Annotated in this window: 23 protein-coding genes; 18 read left to right on the forward strand and 5 right to left on the reverse strand. The window is 61.2% G+C overall.

Going from position 1 to position 23,408, the window contains the following annotated elements; all coding sequences use genetic code 11:
- The first annotated feature begins 12 nt into the window (after positions 1 to 12).
- The 9 genes from BLP82_RS13505 to araH all read left to right on the forward strand — a co-directional run bounded on the left by BLP82_RS13505 (position 13) and on the right by araH (position 9,137).
- Positions 13 to 981: a GTP 3',8-cyclase MoaA gene (locus tag BLP82_RS13505; protein ID WP_072406311.1), complete on the forward strand. Its 969-nt coding sequence runs from the start codon at positions 13 to 15 to the stop codon at positions 979 to 981.
- Positions 982 to 1,211: 230 nt separating this feature from the next.
- Positions 1,212 to 1,817, forward strand: a complete 606-nt coding sequence (locus BLP82_RS13510) for a DUF4823 domain-containing protein (protein WP_072406309.1) — start codon at positions 1,212 to 1,214, stop codon at positions 1,815 to 1,817.
- Between the two features lie 15 nt (positions 1,818 to 1,832).
- Complete coding sequence (locus BLP82_RS13515) at positions 1,833 to 2,393, forward strand: DUF1285 domain-containing protein (protein WP_092168522.1); 561 nt, start codon at positions 1,833 to 1,835, stop codon at positions 2,391 to 2,393.
- A 292-nt stretch (positions 2,394 to 2,685) separates the two neighbouring features.
- The gene (locus BLP82_RS13520) at positions 2,686 to 3,432 is read left to right on the forward strand and encodes a FadR/GntR family transcriptional regulator (RefSeq protein ID WP_092168524.1); all 747 of its coding nucleotides are present in this window, start codon (positions 2,686 to 2,688) and stop codon (positions 3,430 to 3,432) included.
- The gene (locus tag BLP82_RS13525; protein ID WP_092168527.1) at positions 3,429 to 4,304 is read left to right on the forward strand and encodes an SMP-30/gluconolactonase/LRE family protein; all 876 of its coding nucleotides are present in this window, start codon (positions 3,429 to 3,431) and stop codon (positions 4,302 to 4,304) included. Before BLP82_RS13520 ends, BLP82_RS13525 begins: the two co-directional genes overlap by 4 nt.
- A 236-nt stretch (positions 4,305 to 4,540) precedes the next feature.
- Entirely contained in the window at positions 4,541 to 5,359 is an 819-nt protein-coding gene (locus BLP82_RS13530; RefSeq protein WP_092168530.1) for an SDR family oxidoreductase, read from the forward strand.
- A 174-nt stretch (positions 5,360 to 5,533) separates the two neighbouring features.
- Positions 5,534 to 6,538 carry a substrate-binding domain-containing protein gene (locus BLP82_RS13535; RefSeq protein ID WP_060741245.1) on the forward strand — a complete coding sequence of 335 codons (1,005 nt, stop codon included), beginning with the start codon at positions 5,534 to 5,536 and terminating at the stop codon, positions 6,536 to 6,538.
- A 75-nt stretch (positions 6,539 to 6,613) separates the two neighbouring features.
- Positions 6,614 to 8,158, forward strand: coding sequence for an L-arabinose ABC transporter ATP-binding protein AraG (gene araG / locus BLP82_RS13540; RefSeq protein WP_092168533.1), 1,545 nt, complete (start codon positions 6,614 to 6,616; stop codon positions 8,156 to 8,158).
- 10 nt (positions 8,159 to 8,168) lie between these two features.
- Positions 8,169 to 9,137: an L-arabinose ABC transporter permease AraH gene (gene araH / locus BLP82_RS13545; RefSeq protein WP_025214842.1), complete on the forward strand. Its 969-nt coding sequence runs from the start codon at positions 8,169 to 8,171 to the stop codon at positions 9,135 to 9,137.
- Between the two features lie 513 nt (positions 9,138 to 9,650).
- Here araH and BLP82_RS13550 read toward each other — a convergent pair.
- Positions 9,651 to 10,031 (reverse strand): Rho termination factor N-terminal domain-containing protein, encoded by a 381-nt coding sequence (locus BLP82_RS13550; RefSeq protein WP_092168536.1) that lies wholly within the window; start codon positions 10,029 to 10,031, stop codon positions 9,651 to 9,653.
- Positions 10,032 to 10,068: 37 nt separating this feature from the next.
- Complete coding sequence (locus BLP82_RS13555) at positions 10,069 to 10,413, reverse strand: hypothetical protein (RefSeq protein WP_092168539.1); 345 nt, start codon at positions 10,411 to 10,413, stop codon at positions 10,069 to 10,071.
- Positions 10,414 to 10,602: 189 nt separating this feature from the next.
- Here BLP82_RS13555 and BLP82_RS13560 point away from each other — a divergent pair, with 189 nt between their 5' ends.
- Positions 10,603 to 11,085, forward strand: coding sequence for a GNAT family N-acetyltransferase (locus BLP82_RS13560; RefSeq protein ID WP_060741250.1), 483 nt, complete (start codon positions 10,603 to 10,605; stop codon positions 11,083 to 11,085).
- A gap of 5 nt (positions 11,086 to 11,090) precedes the next feature.
- Here BLP82_RS13560 and BLP82_RS13565 read toward each other — a convergent pair whose 3' ends face one another.
- The gene (locus tag BLP82_RS13565; RefSeq protein WP_092168542.1) at positions 11,091 to 11,723 is read right to left on the reverse strand and encodes a glutathione S-transferase family protein; all 633 of its coding nucleotides are present in this window, start codon (positions 11,721 to 11,723) and stop codon (positions 11,091 to 11,093) included.
- A gap of 189 nt (positions 11,724 to 11,912) precedes the next feature.
- Here BLP82_RS13565 and BLP82_RS13570 point away from each other — a divergent pair, with 189 nt between their 5' ends.
- From BLP82_RS13570 to BLP82_RS13590, 5 genes are all read left to right on the forward strand, one after another.
- Positions 11,913 to 12,893 carry a 2-dehydro-3-deoxygalactonokinase gene (locus BLP82_RS13570; protein WP_092168546.1) on the forward strand — a complete coding sequence of 327 codons (981 nt, stop codon included), beginning with the start codon at positions 11,913 to 11,915 and terminating at the stop codon, positions 12,891 to 12,893.
- Between the two features lie 19 nt (positions 12,894 to 12,912).
- Positions 12,913 to 13,533, forward strand: coding sequence for a 2-dehydro-3-deoxy-6-phosphogalactonate aldolase (locus BLP82_RS13575; protein ID WP_092168549.1), 621 nt, complete (start codon positions 12,913 to 12,915; stop codon positions 13,531 to 13,533).
- 49 nt (positions 13,534 to 13,582) lie between these two features.
- Positions 13,583 to 14,731 (forward strand): galactonate dehydratase, encoded by a 1,149-nt coding sequence (gene dgoD / locus BLP82_RS13580; protein ID WP_003179439.1) that lies wholly within the window; start codon positions 13,583 to 13,585, stop codon positions 14,729 to 14,731.
- A 177-nt stretch (positions 14,732 to 14,908) separates the two neighbouring features.
- The gene (locus BLP82_RS13585; RefSeq protein ID WP_060741253.1) at positions 14,909 to 16,219 is read left to right on the forward strand and encodes an MFS transporter; all 1,311 of its coding nucleotides are present in this window, start codon (positions 14,909 to 14,911) and stop codon (positions 16,217 to 16,219) included.
- A 59-nt stretch (positions 16,220 to 16,278) separates the two neighbouring features.
- On the forward strand, positions 16,279 to 17,082 hold the full coding sequence (locus BLP82_RS13590) for an IclR family transcriptional regulator (RefSeq protein ID WP_092168553.1): 804 nt from the start codon (positions 16,279 to 16,281) through the stop codon (positions 17,080 to 17,082).
- A gap of 6 nt (positions 17,083 to 17,088) precedes the next feature.
- Here the strand turns inward: BLP82_RS13590 and BLP82_RS13595 are convergent, their stop codons facing one another.
- Entirely contained in the window at positions 17,089 to 18,141 is a 1,053-nt protein-coding gene (locus BLP82_RS13595; protein WP_092168556.1) for an NAD(P)-dependent alcohol dehydrogenase, read from the reverse strand.
- Positions 18,142 to 18,331: 190 nt separating this feature from the next.
- Between BLP82_RS13595 and BLP82_RS13600 the strand changes: the two genes are divergently transcribed.
- Positions 18,332 to 19,222, forward strand: coding sequence for an AraC family transcriptional regulator (locus BLP82_RS13600; protein ID WP_092168559.1), 891 nt, complete (start codon positions 18,332 to 18,334; stop codon positions 19,220 to 19,222).
- A gap of 182 nt (positions 19,223 to 19,404) precedes the next feature.
- On the opposite strand, the gene BLP82_RS13605 is transcribed toward BLP82_RS13600, so the two are convergent.
- Complete coding sequence (locus BLP82_RS13605) at positions 19,405 to 21,069, reverse strand: electron transfer flavoprotein-ubiquinone oxidoreductase (RefSeq protein ID WP_092168562.1); 1,665 nt, start codon at positions 21,067 to 21,069, stop codon at positions 19,405 to 19,407.
- Between the two features lie 543 nt (positions 21,070 to 21,612).
- On the opposite strand from BLP82_RS13605, the gene BLP82_RS13610 reads away from it, so the two are divergent.
- The gene (locus BLP82_RS13610; protein WP_014339477.1) at positions 21,613 to 22,362 is read left to right on the forward strand and encodes an electron transfer flavoprotein subunit beta/FixA family protein; all 750 of its coding nucleotides are present in this window, start codon (positions 21,613 to 21,615) and stop codon (positions 22,360 to 22,362) included.
- A 2-nt stretch (positions 22,363 to 22,364) separates the two neighbouring features.
- Positions 22,365 to 23,294: an electron transfer flavoprotein subunit alpha/FixB family protein gene (locus BLP82_RS13615; RefSeq protein ID WP_072406279.1), complete on the forward strand. Its 930-nt coding sequence runs from the start codon at positions 22,365 to 22,367 to the stop codon at positions 23,292 to 23,294.
- Positions 23,295 to 23,408: the final 114 nt, after the last annotated feature.

Below are 23,408 nucleotides of genomic sequence, written 5' to 3' on the forward strand. Positions count from 1 at the left end.
CCGGAGTGATCCATGATCGTTGACCGTCAAGGCAGGCGTTTCCGTAATTTGCGGATCAGCCTGACCTCAGCCTGCAATTACGCCTGTACTTATTGCGTGCCTGATGGCAAGCGGTTGGTGGCTGCGCAGGATGAATTGTCGGCCGATGCCATGGCACGCGGTGTGGCCTATTTGATCGAGGCCGCCGGTATCGAACGGCTGCGCATCACGGGGGGCGAGCCGCTGGTCAGCCCCAAGCTCGAACGTTTCATGACGGCTGTAGGGCAGATGGGGCTGGAAGACATCAGCCTGACCACCAATGGCCAGTTGCTGGCGAAAAAGCTGCCTTTGCTGGTGGACGCCGGTATTCGTCGCATCAACGTTTCCCTCGACACCCTGGACCCCGTTGCGTTTCGCAGCATCGCCCGTGGCGGGGACCTGGCGACCGTGCTCGACGGCATGGAACAGGCTCGGGCCGCCGGGTTGAAGATCAAGGTCAACATGGTGCCGTTGCGCGGACAGAACCTGGACCAGGTGATGCCGTTGCTCGAGTACTGCCTGGAACGTGGTTATGAGTTGCGTTTCATCGAATTGATGCGCATGGGCCACCTGGCGAGCGACTCCAACGCCTTCCTGCAGCAGTTCGTCAGCCTCCAGCAACTGCTCAGCCTGATCGGCGATCAGTACGAATACCTGCAAGCCGACGCGCCGGTGGATGCCACGGCGGTGCGCTATGAAATCCCGGGGTTGGGGTATTTCGGCGTGATCGCCAATGAAAGCGTACCTTTCTGCCGGACCTGCTCGCGCCTGCGGCTGTCCTCTACGGGGTGGTTGCATGGCTGCCTGTCCTCCAGTAACCGTCACTTTGTCGGCGATCTCCTGGACAAGCCGCGTCACCAGGCGTTGCCCGCTCTTCAGCGATTGCTGGTCAAAGCCTTGGGAGACAAGCAGGAAGTGGCGTTCTCCGGTGGTGCGACCATCATGAAGATCATCGGCGGCTGAATAAGGCTTTTGTGGCGAGGGGATTTATCCCCGCTGGGTGCGAAGCGCCCCAAAGGATAGAAATATTCGACCTGATGCTCCGAGGCGATAGTTCTTGGGGGTTGCTGCGCAACCCAGCGGGGATAAATCCCCTCGCCACAGGAACGAATCGTCCCCCCCATCAAGCTGGCGCAAAAGCTGCATCCCACGACCATTCGCCGGTTTTCCGACACCGGTTTCTGGAGGGTAGGATGCGTAGCCTGGTTTTGCTGCTGGCCGTTTTGGTGCTTGGCGGTTGCATGAATGTCAGCGACATGGGAGAGGGCGTTCGTTATCACATGAGCGACGCCGGCCTGCTGGACCATAGCGACAGCCGTCGTGTGAACAACCTGCGTATTCAGCCTGACTCGTTCATCTACATCGCCCAGGGCGCCTTCGCTCCGCCGGGCAGTGCCTATCCGCGTCCCAACGTGGTGGCCGAAGAAGCCTTCAATGGTTTCATCGAATATTTCCCCATGGTCCGTCGCGCCCGTGTTCCCGAAGGCCTCGACCAGGCCATGGGTGAAGCCCGTGCCGCAGGTGCCCATTACCTGTTGTACACCCGCTTCGCCAAGGCCGATAACCGCATCGGCAACTCCGACGAATGGCTGGATGAAGAAGCCGTGGATCGCCTCGGTGTCGATACCAGCGTGATTCAAATCATGTTGATCGAGACCAGTACCCAGTATTTGATTGATACTGCGCGGATCAAGAGTCGTGGCGGTTTACTGACGTTGCACGACAAACAGCCCCAGGACCTCATCGCCACGCCGTTGCGTGAGTATGCCCGCAGCCTGCTGGGGATGAGCGACGAGTAATCACAAGGAGTCACCATGAGCGGACCGCAAAAAGCCAATGACTTGCTGGGGCAGATCCCCAAGACCAAAGGCCTGCCGCCGGTCCACTTGTGGAACCCGGATTTTTGCGGCGACATCGACATGCGCATCGCCCGGGACGGTACCTGGTACTACTTGGGCACGCCCATCGGGCGAAAGCCGATGGTCAAGCTGTTCTCCACCATCATCCGCCGCGACGGCGATGATTACTTCCTGATTACCCCTGTGGAAAAAGTCGGCATCAAGGTCGATGACGCGCCGTTCGTGGCCGTGACCCTTGAGGTTGAAGGGCAGGGCGAAGGGCAGTTGTTGCGCTTCACCACCAATGTCGAGGAAACCACTGAGGCTGGCGCCGAGCACCCGTTGCGGGTGGTGATCGAACCCCAGACCCAGGAACCGGCGCCCTACGTGCATGTGCGCAGCAATCTCGAAGCGCTGGTCCATCGCAATGTGTTCTACCAACTGGTGGAGCTGGCGGTCAGTCGCGAGATCGATGGGCAGCGGTGGTTGGGCGTGTGGAGTGGTGGCGTGTTCTTCCCGATCGGCCTGGAACCCTGAGCCCTTGTGGGAGCGATGGTTGATCCAATATCTGTGTTGACTGGACGTCCGCTATCGCGAGCAAGCTCGCTCCCACAGTGAATTTGGGGGGGCTGCAATATTTGTGTGCGCCACCAGACCCTGTGGGAGCGAGCTTGCTCGCGAAGGCGTCGGCACATCCAGCATCTTCTTGACTGACCCACCGCTTTCGCGAGCAAGCCCGCTCCCACAGGGGCCAAGTGAAATTCGAATTGACACCCAATCATATGATGATTAGCGTGGGCCTCCAATAAGAGTGGCCCGCGGGGTTTTCATGTCCAGCAGTTTTCATGCATCGACCGTTGATTGGCTGGGGGGCTGGATAGCCGCCGGCCAGGTCAAGCCTGGGCAAACCATCAAAGTCGAAGCGGACTTGGGCGAGCAACTGGGCGTCAGTCGCACGGTGATTCGCGAGGCGATCAAGACCCTGGTGGCCAAGGGGATGCTGGAAGTCGGGCCGAAAGTCGGTACCCGGGTGTTGCCGGTGCGCCGCTGGAACCTGTTCGACCCCCAAGTGGTGGGCTGGCTGTCACGCAGCGGCCTGCCGGAAAACTTCGTCGATGACTTGCTGGACCTGCGCCGTACCATCGAGCCGATGGCGGTGCGCTGGGCCTGCGAGCGGGCCACGGCCGATCAGGTGCAGGCGATCCGCCTGGCCTACCATGCGCTGGAACGGGCGGTGGACAGCGGCGCCGATTACAACCGCGCGGACCAGTTTTTCCACGAGTGCATTCTGGCCGCCAGCCATAATCAATTCATCGAACAAATGGTCCCGGCCCTGGGGGCGCTGCTGGCGGTGTCATTCGAGGTGTCGGCGGCCGACCCGGATGAGCTGCGCCGTACCTTGCCCATCCACAAGGACATCGCCGACGCCATCGCCGCCCGTGACGCGGCGCGAGGCGTCTGGGCCTGCATGACCCTGATCGATAACGCCGACCTGGCGATCAAACGCTTTTACCCCAATGTCATGGCGGGTCGAACAGACGCCGCCGGGCAAGTCGGGAACCGGAGGTTTCAATGAAGTGGACGGCTGTGACGGAACACCGGGCGAAATTGGGCGAAGGGCCGTTCTGGGATGCGCCGACCCAAGCGTTGTATTGGGTCGATATCGCCGGCAAGCAGGCCCTGCGGCTGATCGGCGCCAATGTGGAGATCTGGCAGATGCCCGAGCATGTCTCCGCCTTTATCCCGACCCAAAGTGGCGACGCGCTGGTGACCCTGAGCAGTGGCGTCTATCGCCTCGATCTTGATTCGCCGGGCCTGGAACCGCGCCTGACATTGCTGTGCATGGCCGACCCCCAGCCAGGCAATCGTGCCAACGAGGCCCGTTGCGACCCCCTGGGTCAACTCTGGCTTGGCACGATGCAGAACAACATCGGTGCCGAAGGCGAGGACTTGCCGATCGAACATCGGTCCGGCGGCCTGTTTCGCGTCGGGAGTGATGGCCGGGTCTTGCCCTTGCTGCGCGGGCTGGGCATCCCGAACACCTTGCTCTGGAGCCCCGATGGCACCACGGTGTATTTCGGCGACAGCCTGGATGGCACGGTGTATCGGCACTTTATTTACCCGGAAGGTAACCTGGCGCCTGCCGAGGTCTGGTTCGGCCCGCACCCCCGTGGCGGTCCGGATGGTTCGGCGATGGATACCCAAGGGCATATCTGGAACGCCCGCTGGGACGGCAGTTGCCTGTTGCGGCTGACCCCGGACGGGCAGGTTGATCGGGTGATCGAATTGCCCGTCAGCCGCCCGACCAGTTGTGTATTCGGCGGCGAGGACCTCAAGACGTTGTACATCACCAGCGCGGCGAGCCCATTGGCTCATCCGCTGGACGGTGCCGTGCTGTCGATGCGTGTCGACGTGCCTGGCGTGGCCTGTACAAGGTTTGCTGGCTGAATCCCAAAATATGGGATGTAAATATATATATTGAGATTATTTGGCGGTCGGGTTTATAGTCGGCTCCATCGGCAATACGCACTCACATTAAAAAAACAAAACAGGTGAAGTGATGCAACGATCTTTCCCCGTACGCCCCGACGGCGTACGTCGGCCACTGTTCTTCCAAGCGCCTTCGTGCCGGTCATCCGTGGATGCCCGGTTTTCGTCGTGCCTGGGCACAGGAGCCTTGAACCATGGCTGAGCCCTTGGTCTTGCCACCCGTGCCGGAGCCACCCAAGGGCGAACGCCTGAAGGACAAGGTGGTGCTGTTGACCGGCGCCGCCCAAGGTATTGGCGAAGCCATCGTCGCGGCATTCGCTTCGCAACAGGCTCGGCTGGTGATCAGTGATATCCAGGCGCAGAAGGTCGAGGCGGTGGCCGCCCATTGGCGTGAACGCGGCGCCGATGTGCAAGCAGTACAGGCCGATGTGTCGAAGCAGCAGGACTTGCAGGCCATGGCCCGTCGTGCCGTCGAGTTGCACGGCCGCATCGATGTGTTGGTCAACTGCGCCGGCGTCAATGTCTTCCGTGACCCATTGGAAATGACCGAAGAGGACTGGCGCCGCTGCTTCGCCATCGACCTGGATGGCGCCTGGTACGGTTGCAAGGCGGTGCTGCCACAGATGATCGAGCAGGGCGTGGGCAGTATCATCAACATTGCCTCTGTCCATTCGTCCCACATCATTCCCGGCTGTTTCCCTTACCCGGTGGCCAAGCACGGCCTGCTCGGCCTGACCCGCGCCCTGGGCATCGAATACGCGCCCAAAGGGGTACGCGTCAACGCCATCGCCCCGGGTTACATCGAAACCCAACTGAACGTCGACTACTGGAACGGTTTTGCCGATCCCCATGCCGAACGCCAGCGTGCGCTGGATCTGCACCCGCCACGCCGTGTCGGGCAACCGATCGAAGTGGCAATGACGGCCGTGTTCCTGGCCAGTGACGAAGCACCGTTTATCAATGCCTCATGCATCACCATCGATGGAGGACGTTCGGTCATGTACCACGACTGAATATTCCTGGATTGCGGTGTGAAACTTCGCCTGCAATCCAATCATCATACGATATGACTATTTAGGCCTATGCTGTGTAGCAACTTGATGTAACCGCCCAGCCTGCGCACTTCCACCGTCGGTGGAGCAGACCCTGGACGTTTGGCTTTCAATAAAAAAAACAAGGAGTCAACTATGAATCATCGTCGTGGGATCCGTTCCCTGTGTCGCGCCGCCCTGGCGGTCACCGCGGTCAGCCTCAGCAGCAGCTTGCTGGCGGCCGATCCCGTAAAAATCGGTTTCCTGGTCAAGCAGGCCGAGGAACCTTGGTTCCAGACCGAATGGGCGTTCGCCGAGAAGGCGAGCAAGGACAAAGGCTTCGAGTTGATCAAGATCGCCGTGCCTGACGGCGAGAAGACCCTCTCGGCCATCGACAGCCTGGCCGCCAACGGTGCCAAGGGCTTTGTGATCTGCCCGCCGGACGTGTCCCTCGGCCCGGCCATCATGGCCAAGGCCAAGCTCAACGATCTCAAGGTGATTGCCGTGGACGACCGGTTCGTCGATGCCAACGGCAAATTCATGGAGGACGTGCCGTACCTGGGCATGGCCGCGTTCGAGGTGGGCCAGAAGCAGGGCGCCGCCATGGCCGCTGAAGCGAAAAAGCGCAACTGGGAGTGGAAAGATACCTACGCGGTGATCAACACCTTCAACGAGCTGGACACCGGCAAGAAGCGCACCGACGGTTCGGTCGATGCCCTGAAGAAGGCCGGGATGCCGGCAGACCACATCCTTTATTCGGCGCTCAAGACCCTCGACGTACCCGGTAGCATGGACTCCACCAACTCGGCGTTGGTGAAGCTGCCAAGCGCCGCGAAAAACCTGATCATCGGCGGCATGAACGACAACACCGTGCTGGGCGGCGTGCGCGCCACCGAAGCGGCCGGGTTCAAGGCGGCCAATGTGATCGGCATCGGTATCAACGGCACCGACGCCATCGGTGAATTGAAGAAGCCCGACAGCGGCTTCTTCGGCTCGATGCTGCCAAGCCCGCACATCGAAGGCTACAAGACCGCCGAAATGATGTACGAGTGGATCACCACCGGCAAGGAACCGCCGAAGTACACCGCTATGGACGAGGTGACGCTGATCACCCGGGAGAACTTCAAGCAAGAGCTGGAAAAAATCGGCCTGTGGAACTGACGGTCGGTTGATTCAAAAGCGGCCCTGGCCACATGAGTGGCGGGGTCGCTTGATCTCTGTAAGTTCGAGGTGGTTATGCAAGCGCAAACAGCGACACGGCAACACAACATCGGCGGCAGCTTGCGGTTCAACGGGATCGGCAAATCCTTTCCCGGCGTGCAGGCGCTGGCCAATATCAGTTTCGTCGCGCATCCGGGGCAGGTGCATGCCTTGATGGGCGAGAACGGCGCGGGCAAGTCCACGTTGCTGAAGATCCTCGGTGGTGCCTACATCCCGAGCAGCGGCGACCTGCAGATCGGCGAACAGACGATAGCCTTCAAAGGCACCGCCGACAGCATCGCCAGCGGAGTGGCGGTGATTCACCAGGAGCTGCACCTGGTGCCGGAAATGACCGTCGCTGAAAACCTGTTTCTCGGTCATTTGCCGGCGCGTTTCGGCCTGGTCAACCGTGGCGTGCTGCGCCAGCAGGCGCTGACGCTGCTCAAAGGCCTGGCCGACGAAATCGACCCACAGGAAAAAGTCGGTCGCCTGTCCCTCGGCCAGCGCCAATTGGTGGAAATCGCCAAGGCCTTGTCCCGTGGCGCCCACGTCATTGCCTTCGACGAACCCACCAGTAGCCTGTCGGCTCGGGAAATCGACCGTTTGATGGCGATCATCGCTCGCTTGCGCGACGAGGGCAAAGTGGTGCTGTACGTCAGCCACCGCATGGAAGAAGTGTTCCGTATCTGTAACGCGGTGACAGTATTCAAGGACGGTCGTTATGTCCGGACCTTCGAAAACATGAATGAGCTGACCCACGATCAGTTGGTCACGTGCATGGTCGGTCGCGATATCCAGGACATCTATGATTACCGCCCTCGGGCGCGCGGCGATGTGGCGCTGCAGGTGAAGGGCCTGCTGGGGCCGGGCTTGCGCGAGCCGGTGAGTTTCCAGGTGCACAAGGGTGAAATCCTTGGATTGTTCGGGCTGGTCGGTGCCGGTCGTACCGAGCTGTTTCGCATGCTCAGTGGCCTGGAGCGCCAGAGCGAGGGAAGTCTCGTGCTGCACGGCAAGGAATTGAAGCTGCGTTCGCCCCGGGATGCCATCGCCGCTGGCGTGCTGCTGTGCCCGGAGGATCGCAAGAAGGAAGGCATCATCCCGCTGGGCAGCGTGGGTGAGAACATCAACATCAGTGCCCGTCCGGCTCATTCCGCGCTCGGCTGCCTGCTGCGCGGCGACTGGGAGCGGGGCAATGCCGACAAGCAGATCAAGTCGCTGAAGGTGAAGACCCCGGCGGCCAGCCAGAAAATCATGTACCTGTCCGGCGGCAATCAGCAGAAGGCGATTCTCGGTCGCTGGCTGTCGATGCCGATGAAAGTCCTGCTGCTGGACGAACCGACCCGTGGCATCGATATCGGCGCCAAGGCGGAGATCTACCAGATTATCCACAACCTGGCGGCCGATGGCATCGCGGTGATTGTGGTGTCCAGCGACCTGATGGAAGTGATGGGCATTTCCGACCGAATCCTGGTGCTTTGCGAAGGGGCCATGCGCGGCGAGCTGTCGCGTGACCAGGCCAACGAATCCAACTTGCTGCAACTGGCGCTGCCGCGCCAACGCGTTGCCGACGCGGCGAACTGAGAGGTAAATCATGACCATTCAAAACAATGCACTGCCAACGGCACGCAAACCCCTGGACTTGCGCCGTTTCCTGGATGACTGGGTCATGCTGCTGGCGGCCATCGGTATCTTCGTGCTCTGCACCTTGATGATCGACAACTTCCTGTCGCCGTTGAACATGCGCGGCCTGGGCCTGGCGATTTCCACCACCGGCATCGCCGCGTGCACCATGTTGTATTGCCTGGCGTCCGGGCACTTCGACTTGTCGGTCGGTTCGGTGATTGCCTGTGCCGGCGTGGTCGCGGCGGTGGTGATGCGCGACACCAACAGCGTGTTCCTCGGCGTCAGCGCGGCGCTGGCGATGGGGCTGATCGTCGGCCTGATCAACGGCATCGTCATCGCCAAGCTACGGGTCAACGCCTTGATCACCACCCTGGCGACGATGCAGATCGTCCGTGGCCTGGCCTACATCTTTGCCAACGGCAAGGCGGTGGGTGTCTCGCAGGAATCGTTCTTCGTGTTCGGCAACGGCCAATTGTTCGGCGTGCCGGTGCCGATCCTGATCACCATCGTCTGCTTCCTGTTTTTCGGCTGGCTGCTGAACTACACCACCTACGGGCGCAACACCATGGCCATCGGTGGCAACCAGGAAGCGGCGTTGTTGGCAGGGGTGAACGTTGATCGCACCAAGATCATCATCTTCGCCGTACATGGCTTGATCGGCGCCTTGGCCGGGGTCATCCTGGCGTCGCGCATGACCTCGGGCCAGCCGATGATCGGCCAGGGCTTCGAATTGACCGTGATCTCGGCGTGCGTGCTGGGTGGGGTGTCGTTGAGCGGTGGCATCGGCATGATTCGCCATGTCATTGCGGGCGTGCTGATTCTGGCGATCATCGAAAACGCGATGAACCTGAAGAACATCGACACCTTCTATCAATACGTCATCCGCGGCTCGATCCTGTTGCTGGCGGTGGTGATCGACCGGTTGAAGCAGCGCTGAAGCTTGCGTCGGCCGGGCTGCGCACGGGCAAGCCCGTTTTTTTGACCTGATGCAGACCCAACAATGTGGGAGCGGGCTTGCCCGCGAAGGCGGTGGTGCATTCGGCATTGATGCAAGCTGACCCAGCGCGTTCGCGAGCAAGCTCGCTCCCACAGGTTTTTGTGTCCGGCACAACATCGCGGCACAGCGCCGAACCTATGTGGGAGCGGGCTTGCCCGCGAAGGCGGTGGCACATTCGGCATTGATGCAAGCTGACCCACCGCGTTCGCGAGCAAGCCCGCTCCCACAGGTTTTTGTGTTCGGCACAACACCGCAACACAGCGCCGAACCTATGTGGGAGCGGGCTTGCCCGCGAAGGCGGTGGTGCATTCGGCATTGAAGCAAGCTGACCCAGCGCGTTCGCGAGCAAGCCCGCTCCCACAGGTTTTTGTGTCCGGCACAACATCGCGACACACCGCCGATCCTATGTGGGAGCGAGCTTGCTCGCGATGGCGTCCTCCCTGACGCCAACGATCATCCCGCTTTACGCAACGCTTCGACCAACTCCTGCTTGCGCATCTTCGACCGTCCGGGAATGTTTTTCGCCCGGGCCTCCTTCATCAGGCTGTCCACCGTCTGGGTCCCATGGGAGGCCTTGCTGCTACGCGGGTGGCCTTCGCGGGTCTTGGCGGCGCGTCGGGCCGATTCCTTGCGGTCGGTTTTCTTTTCCACAGCCGGTTTAGTCTTCCCCGAACCACCGGAACGTTCGCCGCCACCGGACTGCTTGTTCACCGTCGCCCAGGCCCGTGCCTCGGCTTCGTTCTCCGACACGCCTTTTTTCTCGTAACTCTTTTCAATGTGCTCGGCTTTGCGTTTTTGCTCGGCGGTGTATTTGTCTTTGCTTCCACGAGGCATGGGATTTTTCCTCCTCAAGTGTCTGAGCAGAGGCTGGTTACTGGCTGGCAGCGCCACCTTCGGAGCCTGAGCCACCGGTCGTGGTTTTCGAACCCACGCCGGTCTCGGCGTTGTCTGGAGCGGTGGAGTCAGGTGTATTCATGCCGCCCTGGCGCCCCATGTCATTACCCTGCACGCGGGGATCGGTGCCGGTGGCAGGTGGCTGGCCATTGTTCAGGGCGCCGCCGGTGCCGTCGGTATTCAACTTGGGCAGGCCTTGCGTGGCTGGAGAATTGGGCGCCTGTACCGGGTCGGTGGGGCCGGTGCCGGAAGTGGACGCCGCGAAAGCCACCGAAGACAGCAGCGTGGCGAGTGTGAATGCAGTCAGCCTTGAAGTGATCATGGTGTCGCCTCCATTTTTCAGAATGCTTGCCTGATCTTGGGCCGTGGTGGTTTGGAGTTGGTGCCTTGGGCGCGACGAATGGCACTTTTGAAAGAAGCTCGCGTCCGCAATCAAATAGTTGGATCGATATGTGACGAGCGCCGCGCAGCGGCTTAGTATGGCGCTTTCAATTGGCTACAAGGCCTGTTCATGTCGATCGAGATCCGTCCTGCGCAACCCAGCGATGCGCCTCAAATCCTTGCCTTCATCACCGAGTTGGCCGATTACGAAAAGGCCCGCCACGAAGTCATCGCCAGTGTGGCCGACATCGAGCGCAGCCTGTTCAGCGAAGGCGCGACCGCCCACGGGCTGATCTGCCTGCGTGATGGCGTGCCGATTGGTTTCGCGGTGTTTTTCTTCAGTTATTCCACTTGGCTGGGCAGTAACTGCTTGTACCTCGAAGACCTGTACATCACGCCTGAGCAGCGCGGTGGCGGGGCGGGCAAGACGCTGTTGCGCCACCTGGCGAAGATCGCCTGCGACAACGATTGCGGTCGCTTCGAATGGAGCGTGCTGGACTGGAACACGCCGGCCATCGAGTTCTACAAATCCCTCGGCGCGCAACCCCAGGAAGAATGGGTGCGCTACCGAATGGACGGCAAGGTGCTACGGGATTTCGCTAACGGCCACTGAGCACTTCATGAGTGTGCGGCAGACGCGTACTCGGCAAACCCCGATCGTTGCTCTAGGCGTTTGCAGTAGGCCGCCACGGCCGGATATTCGGGACGCTCCATGGGCGCCTGGCGCCAACGGTGTACGGACAGGCCGATGAGCACGTCCGCCAGGGAAAACGCCGTACCGGCCACGTAGGCGCCGGTGCGGTTCAACTGCTGCTCCAGCAACCCCATCTTCTCGTTCCAGCCCTTGATGCCGGCGGCGATGCGCTGCGGGTCCTGGAAGTCCGGATTCTTGCGCACCAGGGCGTGGAAGGCGTAGCCCCAGGACGGGTTGAGCTCTGTGGCTTGCCAGTCCATCCACTGTTCGATTCGCGCCCGGGCGGCAGGCTCGACAGGTAGCAGGTCGCTGGGCCCATGTTTGCCCACCAGGTAGCGGCAAATGGTATTGGATTCCCAGAACACGCCGTTCTCATCAATGATCACCGGCACCTGGGCATTGGGATTCAAGGCCAGGAACGCCGGGTCCTGGGTCGAGGCAAAACCGATGCCCCAATCTTCGCGCTCGTAGGCGATGTCCAGTTCCTGGCAGGTCCACAGCACTTTTCTGACGTTGATCGAAGACGTTCGGCCGAGGATTTTCAGCGGTTGTCCCATCACTTTTTCCCTAGTTGTTTGGCGTCCGGTCAGAAAACGTAGCAGGGTCTTGGGCGGATGGCGATTAGCTTTATAGGTGATGCATTTTCGTCCCAATATATGGGAGTGATATTTATATATTGAGATTTAATTGCCCCCAGGTTTATAGTCCGTCTCACTCACTGCCAAAAAACAAAACAGGTGAAGCGGATGCAGGCGCAATTGATCGCGCTCGATTGGGGGACCACCTCATTACGGGCTTACAAACTCGCAGCCGGTGGCGAGGTGCTCGAGCAGCGTTCGCTGTCGTCGGGGATCATGCAGTTGCCAGCCGGGCCGCGAGACGTGGCTGGCCGGGCGTGCATCGACGGTTTTGAATTGGCCTTCGACGAGGCCTGCGGGGACTGGCTCGATGCCCAACCGGGCTTGCCTGTCATTGCTTGCGGCATGGTCGGCAGCGCTCAGGGCTGGCGTGAAGCGCCGTACTGCGACACCCCCGCCAACGTCGCCAATCTCGGACATTCCCTACAAACCGTTCGCAGCCTTCGCGGTGTCGATGTGCACATCGTGCCAGGCGTGATTCAGCGTTCGCGCTTGCCCAATGTCATGCGCGGCGAAGAAACCCAAGTGCTCGGTGCCTTGCACAGCCTGCCGGACGAAGCGGTGCTGATCGGCCTGCCCGGTAGCCACTCGAAATGGGTGGAAGTGACCGATGGCTGCATCGTGCATTTCGATACCTTCATGACCGGCGAGATCTTTGCCGTGCTCAGTGACCACAGCATTCTCGGCCGCACCCAGCGACGGAGTGCGACCTTCGATGGCGCGGCCTTTGATCGCGGCGTGCAAGTGGCGTTGTCGGTGGACGGCCAGATCGGCCCGTTGTCCACCGTGTTCAGCGCCCGCAGCCTGGGCTTGACCGGCGAGTTGGGCGCCAGCGCCCAAGCGGACTACCTCTCGGGCCTGTTGATCGGCCATGAGCTGACGGCGCTGGCCCAAGTACAACGCCGACGCCGCGACAGCCTGCACCTGCCAACGGTGGTGCTGATTGGCAATTCCCAACTCTGTGTCCGTTATCAACGGGCCCTCGACGCCTGCGGCTTCGCCCGGGTGGTCCTGGCCGAACAGGCCACCGAACGCGGTTTGTGGCAACTGGCAGTGGCGGCCGGGTTGCTCGACTCCACCGCCCCCTGAACCTGACTGGAGGTCTGACATGCTCACACAAGCACTGGCGCACAACGGGCTGATCGCGATCCTGCGTGGCCTGCGTCCCGAAGAGGCGGCGGCCATTGGCGAGGTCCTGTACAGCGCCGGATTTCGTGTCATCGAAGTACCGCTCAATTCCCCTGAGCCGTACGAAAGTATTCGCATCCTGCGCAGTACTTTGCCCGCCGATTGCCTGATCGGTGCCGGCACCGTGCTGACGCCGGAACAGGTGGGACAGGTGAAAGCCGCCGGTGGCCAGGTGATCGTCATGCCCCACAGCGATCCGAATGTGCTGCGTGCGGCGAAAGCGGCGGGCTTGTACCTGTCGCCAGGCGTCGCCACGCCCACCGAAGCCTTTGCCGCACTGGCCGAAGGCGCCCATGTGCTGAAGATGTTTCCCGCCGAGCAAATGGGTCCGGCGGTGGTCAAGGCCTGGCTCGCGGTGCTGCCGGCCGGGACCGTGCTGGTGCCGGTGGGCGGGATTACACCAGACAACATGGCGGTGTTCGTCGAAGCCGGCGTCAAGGGTTTCGGCCTCGGTTCCGGATTGTTCAAGCCGGGCCTGACAGCGGATGAAGTGGCGGTGCGCGCCAAGGCCTACGTGGCCGCATGGAGCGCCTTGAACTGAAGACTTTTCCAGCGCCCTGTGCGCTGCATCTGACAAGAGAGACAACAAGATGAAAATCACCAAGCTGACCACGTTTATCGTTCCGCCGCGCTGGTGCTTCCTCAAGGTCGAGACCGACGAGGGCGTGACCGGTTGGGGCGAGCCCGTGGTCGAAGGCCGTGCTCACACGGTGGCGGCTGCCGTCGAGGAGTTGTCCGACTACCTGATCGGCAAAGACCCCCGCAACATCGAAGACATCTGGACCGTGCTCTATCGCGGCGGCTTCTACCGCGGCGGGGCCATTCACATGAGCGCCCTGGCCGGCATCGACCAGGCGCTGTGGGACATCAAGGGCAAGGCCCTGGGCGTGTCGGTCAGCGACCTGCTGGGCGGCCAGGTGCGGGACAAGATCCGTGTGTATTCGTGGATCGGCGGCGACCGGCCGGCGGACACCGCTCGCGCGGCGAAAGAGGCGGTGGCGCGGGGCTTCACCGCAGTGAAGATGAACGGCACCGAAGAGCTGCAGTTCCTCGACACCTTCGAGAAAGTCGACCTGGCCCTGGCCAATGTGGCGGCAGTGCGCGATGCGGTCGGGCCGAACGTCGGTATTGGCGTGGACTTCCATGGCCGGGTGCACAAGCCGATGGCCAAGGTGCTGATGAAGGAACTCGACCCCTATAAGTTGATGTTCATCGAAGAGCCGGTGCTCAGCGAAAACTATGAAGCCCTCAAGGAACTGGCGCCGCTGACCAGCACCCCGATTGCCCTGGGCGAGCGGTTGTTTTCCCGCTGGGACTTCAAGCGGGTGCTCAGCGAGGGCTACGTGGACATCATCCAGCCCGATGCATCCCACGCCGGCGGCATCACCGAAACCCGCAAGATCGCCAACATGGCCGAGGCCTACGACGTGGCGCTGGCGCTGCACTGCCCGCTGGGGCCCATCGCCCTGGCGGCGTGCCTGCAACTGGATGCGGTCTGCTACAACGCGTTCATCCAGGAGCAAAGCCTGGGCATCCACTACAACGAGAGCAACGACCTGCTGGATTACATCAAGGATCCACAGGTGTTCGACTACGACAAAGGCTTCGTGAAAATTCCCAACGGCCCGGGCCTGGGCATCGAGATCAACGAGGAATACGTCATCGAACGCGCGGCCATCGGCCACCGCTGGCGCAACCCGATCTGGCGCCATGCCGATGGCAGTTTTGCCGAGTGGTGAGTCACGCCTGACTCACGCGGTTTGATCGTTCCCACGCTCTGCGTGGGAACGCAGTCCGGGACGCTCCGCGTCCCTCAAGAGCCGAACGCAGAGCGTCCGTAGAGGCGTTTCCACGCAGAGCGTGGGAACGATCGGACGTGCTCGACTCCTCAATAAACATAAAAAGAGGCACCTCACATGCAAGCGCACACCCTGAGCGCGCAAGCGTCGTTGGTGACGCCCAGCCGCAAGCGTTTTTTCATCATGGTCCTGCTGTTCATCACCGTGGTGATCAATTACCTGGATCGCAGCAACCTGTCCATTGCCGCTCCTGCGCTGACCAGTGACCTGGGCATCGACCCGATCCACGTCGGGCTGATTTTCTCGGCGTTCGGCTGGACCTACGCCGCCATGCAGATTCCCGGTGGCTGGCTGGTGGATCGGGTGCCGCCGCGCATTCTCTATAGCGTGGCATTGCTGTTGTGGTCGGTGGCCACGGTGATGCTGGGGTTCGCCGCCAGCTTCATTGCCTTGTTCGTACTGCGCATGGCGGTCGGAGCCCTGGAAGCACCGGCTTATCCGATCAACAGCCGTGTGGTGACCACCTGGTTTCCCGAGCGCGAGCGGGCCACGGCCATCGGTTTCTACACCTCCGGGCAGTTTGTCGGGCTGGCCTTCCTGACGCCGGTATTGGCCTGGCTGCAACACGCCTTCGGCTGGCACATGGTGTTTGTGGCCACGGGCGCGGTGGGTATTCTCTGGGCGGTGATCTGGTACGCGGTGTATCGCGAGCCCCGGGATTTCAAAGGCGCCAACGCCGCTGAAATCGAGCTGATCCGCGAGGGCGGCGGGCTGGTGGATATCCAGGCCGATACCGCCAAGGTCAAGGCGAAATTCAGTTGGTCCGACCTGGGCATCGTCCTGACGCAACGCAAGTTGTGGGGCATCTACCTGGGGCAGTTCTGCCTCAACTCCACGCTGTGGTTTTTCCTGACGTGGTTCCCCACCTATCTGGTGAAGTATCGCGGCATGGACTTCATCAAGTCCGGCTTGCTGGCGTCGTTGCCGTTCCTCGCGGCGTTTGTCGGCGTGCTGTGCTCCGGGTTCTTCTCCGACTGGTTGATTCGTCGCGGCGCCACCGTGGGGTTCGCGCGCAAGCTGCCGATCATTGGCGGGCTGCTGATTTCCACCTCGATCATCGGTGCCAACTTTGTCGAGTCGACGCCGCTGGTGATCGCTTTCCTGGCCCTGGCGTTCTTTGGCAATGGCCTGGCGTCGATCACCTGGTCGCTGGTGTCGACCCTGGCGCCGGCACGATTGCTCGGGTTGACCGGCGGGGTGTTCAACTTCATCGGTAACCTGGCGGCCATCGCCACGCCGATCGTGATTGGCTTCCTCGCCAGCGGCGATTCGTTCGCCCCGGCCATTACCTATATCTCTGTCCTGGCATTGGCTGGCGCGCTGTCCTACATCCTGCTGGTCGGGAAGGTCGAGCGCATCGAGTTGTAGTCCGACGGGGCGGGCGACCATAATGCCGCCCGTTCCCCGCTCACTGTTGAAGGCCGGCTATGCAGCAAGACGATCCAAAAATCACCAAGGACGCCGCGCCGACAGGCACGCAGACATTGCTGCGTGGTCTGGGCGTCGTCCAGGCGGTCGCCAGCGGCGCCCGTGACTTGAAGGAAATCGCCCGGCTGATCGGCACTACCCGCAGCACCACCCATCGCTTGGCCAGTTGCCTGGTGGACGAACGTTACCTGCGCGTGGTGCCGCAAGTGGGTTACCTGCTGGGGCCGAAGTTGATCGAGCTGGGCTTCCAGGCCCGGGAAGAACTGCCACTGGTGAGCCTGGCGGGACCGTACCTGGACGAGCTGTCGGCGTTGACCGGGGACACCGTTCACCTGGCGATTCGCGAGGGCGACGAAGTCTTGTACCTGCTGAAGAATCCGGGGCGTAACGGCCCGGAAATGCGCTCGCGCGTGGGCCATCGCATGCCGTTGGCACGCACCGGGATCGGCAAGGCGCTGATGCTTGATGACACTCAGGAACAATGGAAGCGGCTGTATGAAATCAGCCTGCCGGCGGGTGGGAAGCATCAGTTCTGGCCCCAGCATCAGGAGCAATCCTGGGAACAGTTCCAGCAACGGATGCTGGAATACGTAGGGGGGGGCTATGCCTTCGACCTGGAAGACAACGAACCGTCGATTCGCTGTGTGGCGGCGCCGATCCGTGACGCCGGCAAGCGTATCGTCGCCGGTATCAGCATCGCCAGCACCGTGCCGTACATGCCGCTGGAAAAAATGGCCGAGCTGATTCCCCTGGTCAAAGGGGTCACAGCCCGGCTGTCGGCGGAGCTGGGCGCCAAGGTCTGACGAACGTCAGGCCTTGAGCGTCGCCATGTCGATGACGAAGCGGTACTTCACGTCCCCGGCGATCATGCGGCTGTAGGCCTCGTTGATCTGGCGGATGTCGAGCATTTCAATGTCGCAGCTGATGTTGTGTTCAGCGCAGAAGTCCAGCACTTCCTGGGTTTCGGCGATACCGCCGATCAACGAGCCGGCCAGGACGCGACGGCCCATGATCAAGTTGGCCGCATGGACTGGCGGATCGATCGGCTCGACCAGGCCCACCAGGATGTGTACACCGTCGAACCGCAGTGTACCGAGGTAGGGGTTCAGGTCGTGCTGCACCGGAATGGTGTCCAGCAGGAAGTGGAAACGTCCGGCCGCAGCGGCCATCTGCTCGGCGTCAGTGGACACGATCACATGGTCGGCGCCCTGGCGACGGGCTTCTTCGGCCTTGCTGGCCGAGCGGGTGAACAGCGTCACTTCTGCGCCCATGGCCTTGGCGAACTTGATGCCCATGTGGCCGAGTCCGCCCATGCCCAGCACGCCGACCTTGTCGCCGGCCTTCACGCCGTAGTGCTTGAGCGGCGAGTAGGTGGTGATGCCCGCGCAGAGAATCGGCGCGGCACTGGCCGGGTCGAGTGCTGCCGGGATGCGCAGCACAAAGTGCTCCTTGACCACGATGCTGTTGGAGTAACCGCCCATGGTGTGGCCGCCGCTGATGCGATCCGGGCTGGCGTAGGTCTGGGTCATGCCTTGGTAGCAGTATTGCTCCAGGTCGGCGTGACACGCTTCGCACTCGCGGCAGGAGTCGACCATGCAGCCAACGCCCACCAGATCGCCGACTTTATAGCGGGTGACGTCCGCGCCGACGGCGGTGACTTTGCCGATGATTTCATGGCCGGGCATCAGCGGGTAAACGGCGATGCCCCATTCATTGCGGGCCTGATGGATGTCGGAGTGACAGACGCCGCAGTAGAGAATGTCGATCGCCACATCGTCGGCTCGCGGGCTGCGGCGCTCGAACTTCATGGGGGCGAGGGGGGCGGTGGGTGATTGAGCGGCATATCCGATGGCGGTGTACATAATGGACCTCGCTAAGCAGTGAAGCAGTGAACGGTGGTGAGGCGATCTATTCTGGTAGCCATGGCGATATTCGGCGATGACGATTCCTACGGGTGTCATGCCTAATCCTCCGACCTTGGCCGTGAATTGGTTCTATGTGACGCCAGACCTGCGATGATGTTCCCATCCCTTATTTCGTGAAGTTTTCATCATGTTGTTGACCCGCCATCTCGATGCCAACGCGGCGCTGGTTTCGCTGATCGAACCTCTGGCGACCCGTGACGGTTTTATCCCGACCTCGCTGCCTGGGGTACAAGTTCTGCGGTGCAGCGAGGACATCGCCCGTGGTCCGCAGCTCTACGAGCCAAGCCTGGTGATCATTGCCCAAGGCAGCAAGCTGGCTTACCTGGGACCGCGCACGCTGGAGTACGGCGCCGGGCACTACCTGATCCAGGCGCTGCCGGTGCCGTTCGAGTGCGAAACCTATGCCATGCCCGATGCTCCGTTGCTCGGGATTTCCGTGGCGATCGATCGGGCGATGTTGGGGGAATTGGTGCTGGCCATGGGGCTGGCGCCGGGGCGAAGCCTGGCGGCGCAGACGCCTGAATCCATGACCAGCGCCGCGCTCGATGGTGCTATGCGAGGGTGTGTCGAGCGACTGTTGCACTGCTTGCACGATCCGTTGGAGTGCCAGGTCATGGGCCAGGCGCGGCTGCGGGAATTGCTGTTCGTCGCGTTGCGCGGGCCTCAGGCCGACGTATTGCGGGCGCTGGTGGAGCAGCATGGGCAATTCGCTCGGATTGCCGCGGCGCTGAGCCATCTGCATGCGCATTTCACCGAGCCGCTGAACGTCGAGACACTGGCCAGTTGCGCGAACATGAGCGCATCGACCTTTCATGAACATTTCAAGCGCAGCACCTTGCTCTCGCCAGTGCAGTACCTCAAGCGCTTGCGTTTGCTCAAGGCCCAGCGGCTGCTGCTCATCGACGGCATGGGTGTGGCCCAGGTGGCGCATCACGTGGGGTATCAGAGCCCGTCGCAGTTCAGTCGGGAGTACAAGCGCTACTTCGAGCGCAACCCCGGAGAAGAGCGCGCCGCCTGATCCTGCGATGTTCTCTGTGGGAGCGAGCTTGCTCGCGATAGCGGCGGTTCAGCTTGCATCAAGGTTGAATGGGCTGCCGTCATCGCGAGCAAGCCCGCTCCCATATTGGGTTGCGGTGTTCCTTGGATGGCAGGCAACAAAAAGGCCCCCATTGCGGGAGCCTCGATGTTCAGCGTGTCGGCTTACATGTTCGGGTAAGTCGGCCCGCCAGCGCCTTCCGGGGATACCCAGGTGATGTTCTGCGCAGGATCCTTGATGTCACAGGTCTTGCAGTGCACACAGTTCTGGGCGTTGATCTGGAAGCGCTTCTCGCCGTCTTCCTTGGTCACCACTTCGTACACGCCAGCCGGGCAGTAGCGCTGGGCTGGTTCGTCGTACAGCGGCAGGTTCTTGCCGATCGGGATGCTCGGGTCGGTCAGCTTCAGGTGGCAGGGTTGTTCTTCTTCATGGTTGGTACCGGAGATGAACACCGAGCTGAGTTTGTCGAAGCTGAGCTTGCCGTCCGGTTTCGGGTAGTCGATCTTCTTGCAATCGGCCGCCAGCTTGAGGCAGGCATAGTCCGGCTTGTTGTCGTGCAGGGTGAACGGTATTTTTCCGCCGAAGATGTTCTGGTCGAGCCAGTTGAAACCACCGCCGACGATCGCGCCGTACTTGTGGATCGCTGCACCGAAGTTGCGGCTGGCGAACAGTTCTTCGTACAGCCAACTGTTCTTGAAATTGTCGACGTAGGCGGTCAGTTCATCACCGCCTTCGGACTCGGCGAACAGGCGATCGGCCACGGCCTCGGCGGCGAGCATGCCGGATTTCATGGCGGTGTGGCTGCCCTTGATCTTGGCGAAGTTCAGGGTGCCGAGGTCGCAACCGATCAGCGCGCCGCCCTTGAAGACCATTTTCGGCAACGAGTTCAGGCCGCCCTTGCAGATGGCACGGGCGCCGTAGCTGACGCGCTTGCCGCCTTCCAGGTACTGCTTGAGCACCGGGTGATGCTTGAGGCGCTGGAACTCGTCGAACGGCGAAAGGAAGGTGTTGCTGTAGGACAGGTCGATAATCAGGCCGACCACCACCTGGTTGTTTTCCAGGTGATAGAGGAAGGAGCCGCCGGTGTTCTCGGTGCCCATGATGTCCAGCGGCCAACCAGCGGTGTGCACCACCAGGCCGGGTTGATGCTTGGCCGGGTCGATTTCCCAGATTTCCTTCAGGCCGATGCCGTAGTGCTGGGCATCGGCTTCGCTGTCCAGGTTGAAACGCTTGATCAGCTGCTTGCCGATGTGACCACGGCAGCCTTCGGCGAACAGCGTGTATTTGCCACGCAACTCCATGCCGGGGGTGTAGAGGCCTTCCTTCGGGTGACCTTCACGGTCGACACCCAGGTCGCCGGTGATGATCCCGCGCACCACGCCGTTTTCGTCGAACAGCGCTTCCTGGGCGGCGAAGCCCGGGTAGATTTCCACGCCCAGGTTCTCGGCCTGCTGGGCCAGCCAGCGGCACAGGTTGCCCAGGGAAATAATATAATTGCCTTCGTTGTGCATGGTCTTGGGCACGAAGAAGTCAGGGATTTTGCTCGCGGCCTCGGCGTTTCTCAGGACATAAATGTCATCGCGTTTGACAGGCGTATTCAGCGGTGCGCCGAGTTCTTTCCAGTCCGGGAACAGTTCGTTCAGGGCGCGGGGCTCGAACACCGCGCCGGAGAGGATGTGCGCACCGACTTCGGAACCTTTTTCGACCACGCAGACGCTGATTTCCTTACCGGCTTCGGCGGCCTTCTGTTTCAGTCGGCAAGCGGCAGACAGGCCAGCGGGGCCGGCACCGACGATGACCACGTCGAATTCCATGTATTCGCGTTCCACAGGCTATCTCCTACTCAAGGCTCACAGTTTTTCTAATTGGAGGTTTGGCGTTGCATCCGTTGTTTCCTTCGCGAAAAGCGACGAAAGCGACAATGGATGAACCGCGGGTCTCTCTTAAGCGGCGCATTATATCTACACCACTCTCAGGGTCCAATACAAACGTTTGTTTGAAATTGCCGCAGCCCAGATAAATCACTGACGTACGGCTTATGACTGGCCATTTTGCCGTATTGACCGGAATAGGTGTTCCGGTCAAGATACGGGCGGTTTTGCGCTCGCCGTAGGCTGACTGTTGGTTTCAAGAGCACCTCTAAAGACAGGGCGAAGGCAGCACAAAGTGACGTATTGCGCGGTTCCGAGGCGCAGTTTACACGCCGCGATAATGAATGACTCATCGGTCATCACTGACGAATGGTCTTCACTCCGTGAGCAGGGTCATGTGTGGTTCATGCCGGCGTTTTTAGAGGTGCCCTTGCGCCCATGAGCATCAACCGCCAGGTTCGCCTAGGCGACTTTTTTTCACCGGAGAGTAACGAGGAATCCATGAAGGTTCTTGTAGCTGTCAAACGAGTGGTCGACTATAACGTCAAGGTTCGCGTCAAGGCGGACAACTCCGGCGTCGACCTCGCCAACGTCAAGATGTCGATGAACCCTTTCTGCGAAATCGCCGTGGAAGAAGCCGTACGCCTGAAAGAGAAGGGCGTGGCAACGGAAATCGTCGTCGTCTCCATCGGCCCGACCACCGCCCAGGAACAACTGCGCACCGCGCTGGCATTGGGTGCCGATCGCGCCATCCTCGTCGAATCCGCCGAAGACCTGACTTCCCTGGCCGTGGCCAAGCTGCTCAAGGCCGTTGTCGACAAGGAACAGCCATCGCTGGTGATCCTCGGCAAGCAAGCCATCGACAGCGACAACAACCAGACCGGCCAGATGCTCGCGGCATTGAGCGGCTACGGTCAGGGCACCTTCGCGTCCAAAGTCGAAGTGTCCGGCGACAGCGTTGCCGTGACGCGCGAGATCGACGGCGGCGCGCAGACCGTTTCCCTGAAACTGCCGGCCATCGTCACCACTGACCTGCGTTTGAACGAGCCGCGCTACGCGTCCCTGCCAAATATCATGAAAGCCAAGAAGAAGCCGCTTGAAGTGCTGACGCCTGACGCTTTGGGCGTTTCCACCGCCTCCACCAACAAGACCCTCAAAGTCGAAGCGCCGGCTGCACGCAGCGCGGGCATCAAGGTCAAGTCGGTGGCTGAACTGGTCGAGAAACTGAAAAACGAAGCGAAGGTAATCTAAACATGACTATCTTGGTAATCGCCGAACACGATAACAAGGTGCTGGCTCCGGCCACGCTGAACACCGTTGCTGCTGCCGCCAAAATCGGTGGCGATGTGCACGTCCTGGTGGCCGGGCAGGGCGCAAGCGCCGTTGCCGAAGCCGCTGCGAAAATCGCTGGCGTGGCAAAAGTGCTGTCGGCCGACAACGCCGCCTATGCACACCAGTTGCCGGAGAACATCGCACCGCTGGTAGCCGAGTTGGGCAAGGGCTACAGCCACATCCTGGCAGCCGCCACTTCCAACGGCAAAAACATCCTGCCGCGCGTTGCCGCTGCGCTGGACGTCGACCAGATCTCCGAGATCATCTCGGTAGAAAGCGCCGACACCTTCAAGCGTCCGATCTACGCCGGTAACGCCATTGCCACCGTGCAATCGAACGCATCGGTCAAGGTCATCACCGTCCGCGCCACCGGTTTCGACCCGGTGGCCGCCGAAGGTGGCTCGGCTGCCATCGAAGCCGTAGGCGCTGCCCACGACGCTGGCATCTCCAGCTTCGTCAACGAAGAACTGGCCAAGTCCGATCGTCCTGAACTGACCGCTGCCAAGATCGTCGTTTCCGGCGGCCGTGGCATGCAGAACGGTGACAACTTCAAGCATCTGTACGCCCTGGCCGACAAGCTGGGTGCTGCTGTCGGCGCTTCCCGCGCGGCGGTCGACGCAGGTTTCGTACCCAACGACATGCAGGTCGGCCAGACCGGCAAGATCGTTGCGCCACAGCTGTACATCGCTGTCGGTATCTCCGGCGCGATCCAGCACCTGGCCGGCATGAAGGACTCCAAGGTGATCGTTGCGATCAACAAGGACGAAGAAGCGCCGATCTTCCAGGTGGCTGACTATGGCTTGGTAGCGGACCTGTTCGAAGCCATCCCTGAGCTGGAGAAGCTGGTCTAATCCGGCCTCTTCACTTCAGGAAGGAGCCCGGTTTTTTGCCTTTGCTACTGCTTGTCCAAGTAGACGCTGGGCTCCCTGAAAAATCCGATGCCAGATCGTGGCATTGGATTTTTT

This window comes from Pseudomonas sp. NFACC37-1, from assembly GCF_900101575.1.
In the GTDB taxonomy this organism is placed as follows: Bacteria; Pseudomonadota; Gammaproteobacteria; order Pseudomonadales; family Pseudomonadaceae; genus Aquipseudomonas; species Aquipseudomonas fluorescens_AA.

What these genes read in the sequence shown, in the direction of transcription:
- BLP82_RS13505 (WP_072406311.1), top strand. Translation starts at nt 13, where the DNA reads ATGATCGTTGACCGTCAAGGCAGGCGTTTCCGTAATTTGCGGATCAGC.
- BLP82_RS13510 (WP_072406309.1), top strand. Translation starts at nt 1,212, where the DNA reads ATGCGTAGCCTGGTTTTGCTGCTGGCCGTTTTGGTGCTTGGCGGTTGC.
- BLP82_RS13515 (WP_092168522.1), top strand. Translation starts at nt 1,833, where the DNA reads ATGAGCGGACCGCAAAAAGCCAATGACTTGCTGGGGCAGATCCCCAAG.
- BLP82_RS13520 (WP_092168524.1), top strand. Translation starts at nt 2,686, where the DNA reads ATGTCCAGCAGTTTTCATGCATCGACCGTTGATTGGCTGGGGGGCTGG.
- BLP82_RS13525 (WP_092168527.1), top strand. Translation starts at nt 3,429, where the DNA reads ATGAAGTGGACGGCTGTGACGGAACACCGGGCGAAATTGGGCGAAGGG.
- BLP82_RS13530 (WP_092168530.1), top strand. Translation starts at nt 4,541, where the DNA reads ATGGCTGAGCCCTTGGTCTTGCCACCCGTGCCGGAGCCACCCAAGGGC.
- BLP82_RS13535 (WP_060741245.1), top strand. Translation starts at nt 5,534, where the DNA reads ATGAATCATCGTCGTGGGATCCGTTCCCTGTGTCGCGCCGCCCTGGCG.
- araG (WP_092168533.1), top strand. Translation starts at nt 6,614, where the DNA reads ATGCAAGCGCAAACAGCGACACGGCAACACAACATCGGCGGCAGCTTG.
- araH (WP_025214842.1), top strand. Translation starts at nt 8,169, where the DNA reads ATGACCATTCAAAACAATGCACTGCCAACGGCACGCAAACCCCTGGAC.
- BLP82_RS13550 (WP_092168536.1), bottom strand. Translation starts at nt 10,031, where the DNA reads ATGCCTCGTGGAAGCAAAGACAAATACACCGCCGAGCAAAAACGCAAA.
- BLP82_RS13555 (WP_092168539.1), bottom strand. Translation starts at nt 10,413, where the DNA reads ATGATCACTTCAAGGCTGACTGCATTCACACTCGCCACGCTGCTGTCT.
- BLP82_RS13560 (WP_060741250.1), top strand. Translation starts at nt 10,603, where the DNA reads ATGTCGATCGAGATCCGTCCTGCGCAACCCAGCGATGCGCCTCAAATC.
- BLP82_RS13565 (WP_092168542.1), bottom strand. Translation starts at nt 11,723, where the DNA reads ATGGGACAACCGCTGAAAATCCTCGGCCGAACGTCTTCGATCAACGTC.
- BLP82_RS13570 (WP_092168546.1), top strand. Translation starts at nt 11,913, where the DNA reads ATGCAGGCGCAATTGATCGCGCTCGATTGGGGGACCACCTCATTACGG.
- BLP82_RS13575 (WP_092168549.1), top strand. Translation starts at nt 12,913, where the DNA reads ATGCTCACACAAGCACTGGCGCACAACGGGCTGATCGCGATCCTGCGT.
- dgoD (WP_003179439.1), top strand. Translation starts at nt 13,583, where the DNA reads ATGAAAATCACCAAGCTGACCACGTTTATCGTTCCGCCGCGCTGGTGC.
- BLP82_RS13585 (WP_060741253.1), top strand. Translation starts at nt 14,909, where the DNA reads ATGCAAGCGCACACCCTGAGCGCGCAAGCGTCGTTGGTGACGCCCAGC.
- BLP82_RS13590 (WP_092168553.1), top strand. Translation starts at nt 16,279, where the DNA reads ATGCAGCAAGACGATCCAAAAATCACCAAGGACGCCGCGCCGACAGGC.
- BLP82_RS13595 (WP_092168556.1), bottom strand. Translation starts at nt 18,141, where the DNA reads ATGTACACCGCCATCGGATATGCCGCTCAATCACCCACCGCCCCCCTC.
- BLP82_RS13600 (WP_092168559.1), top strand. Translation starts at nt 18,332, where the DNA reads ATGTTGTTGACCCGCCATCTCGATGCCAACGCGGCGCTGGTTTCGCTG.
- BLP82_RS13610 (WP_014339477.1), top strand. Translation starts at nt 21,613, where the DNA reads ATGAAGGTTCTTGTAGCTGTCAAACGAGTGGTCGACTATAACGTCAAG.
- BLP82_RS13615 (WP_072406279.1), top strand. Translation starts at nt 22,365, where the DNA reads ATGACTATCTTGGTAATCGCCGAACACGATAACAAGGTGCTGGCTCCG.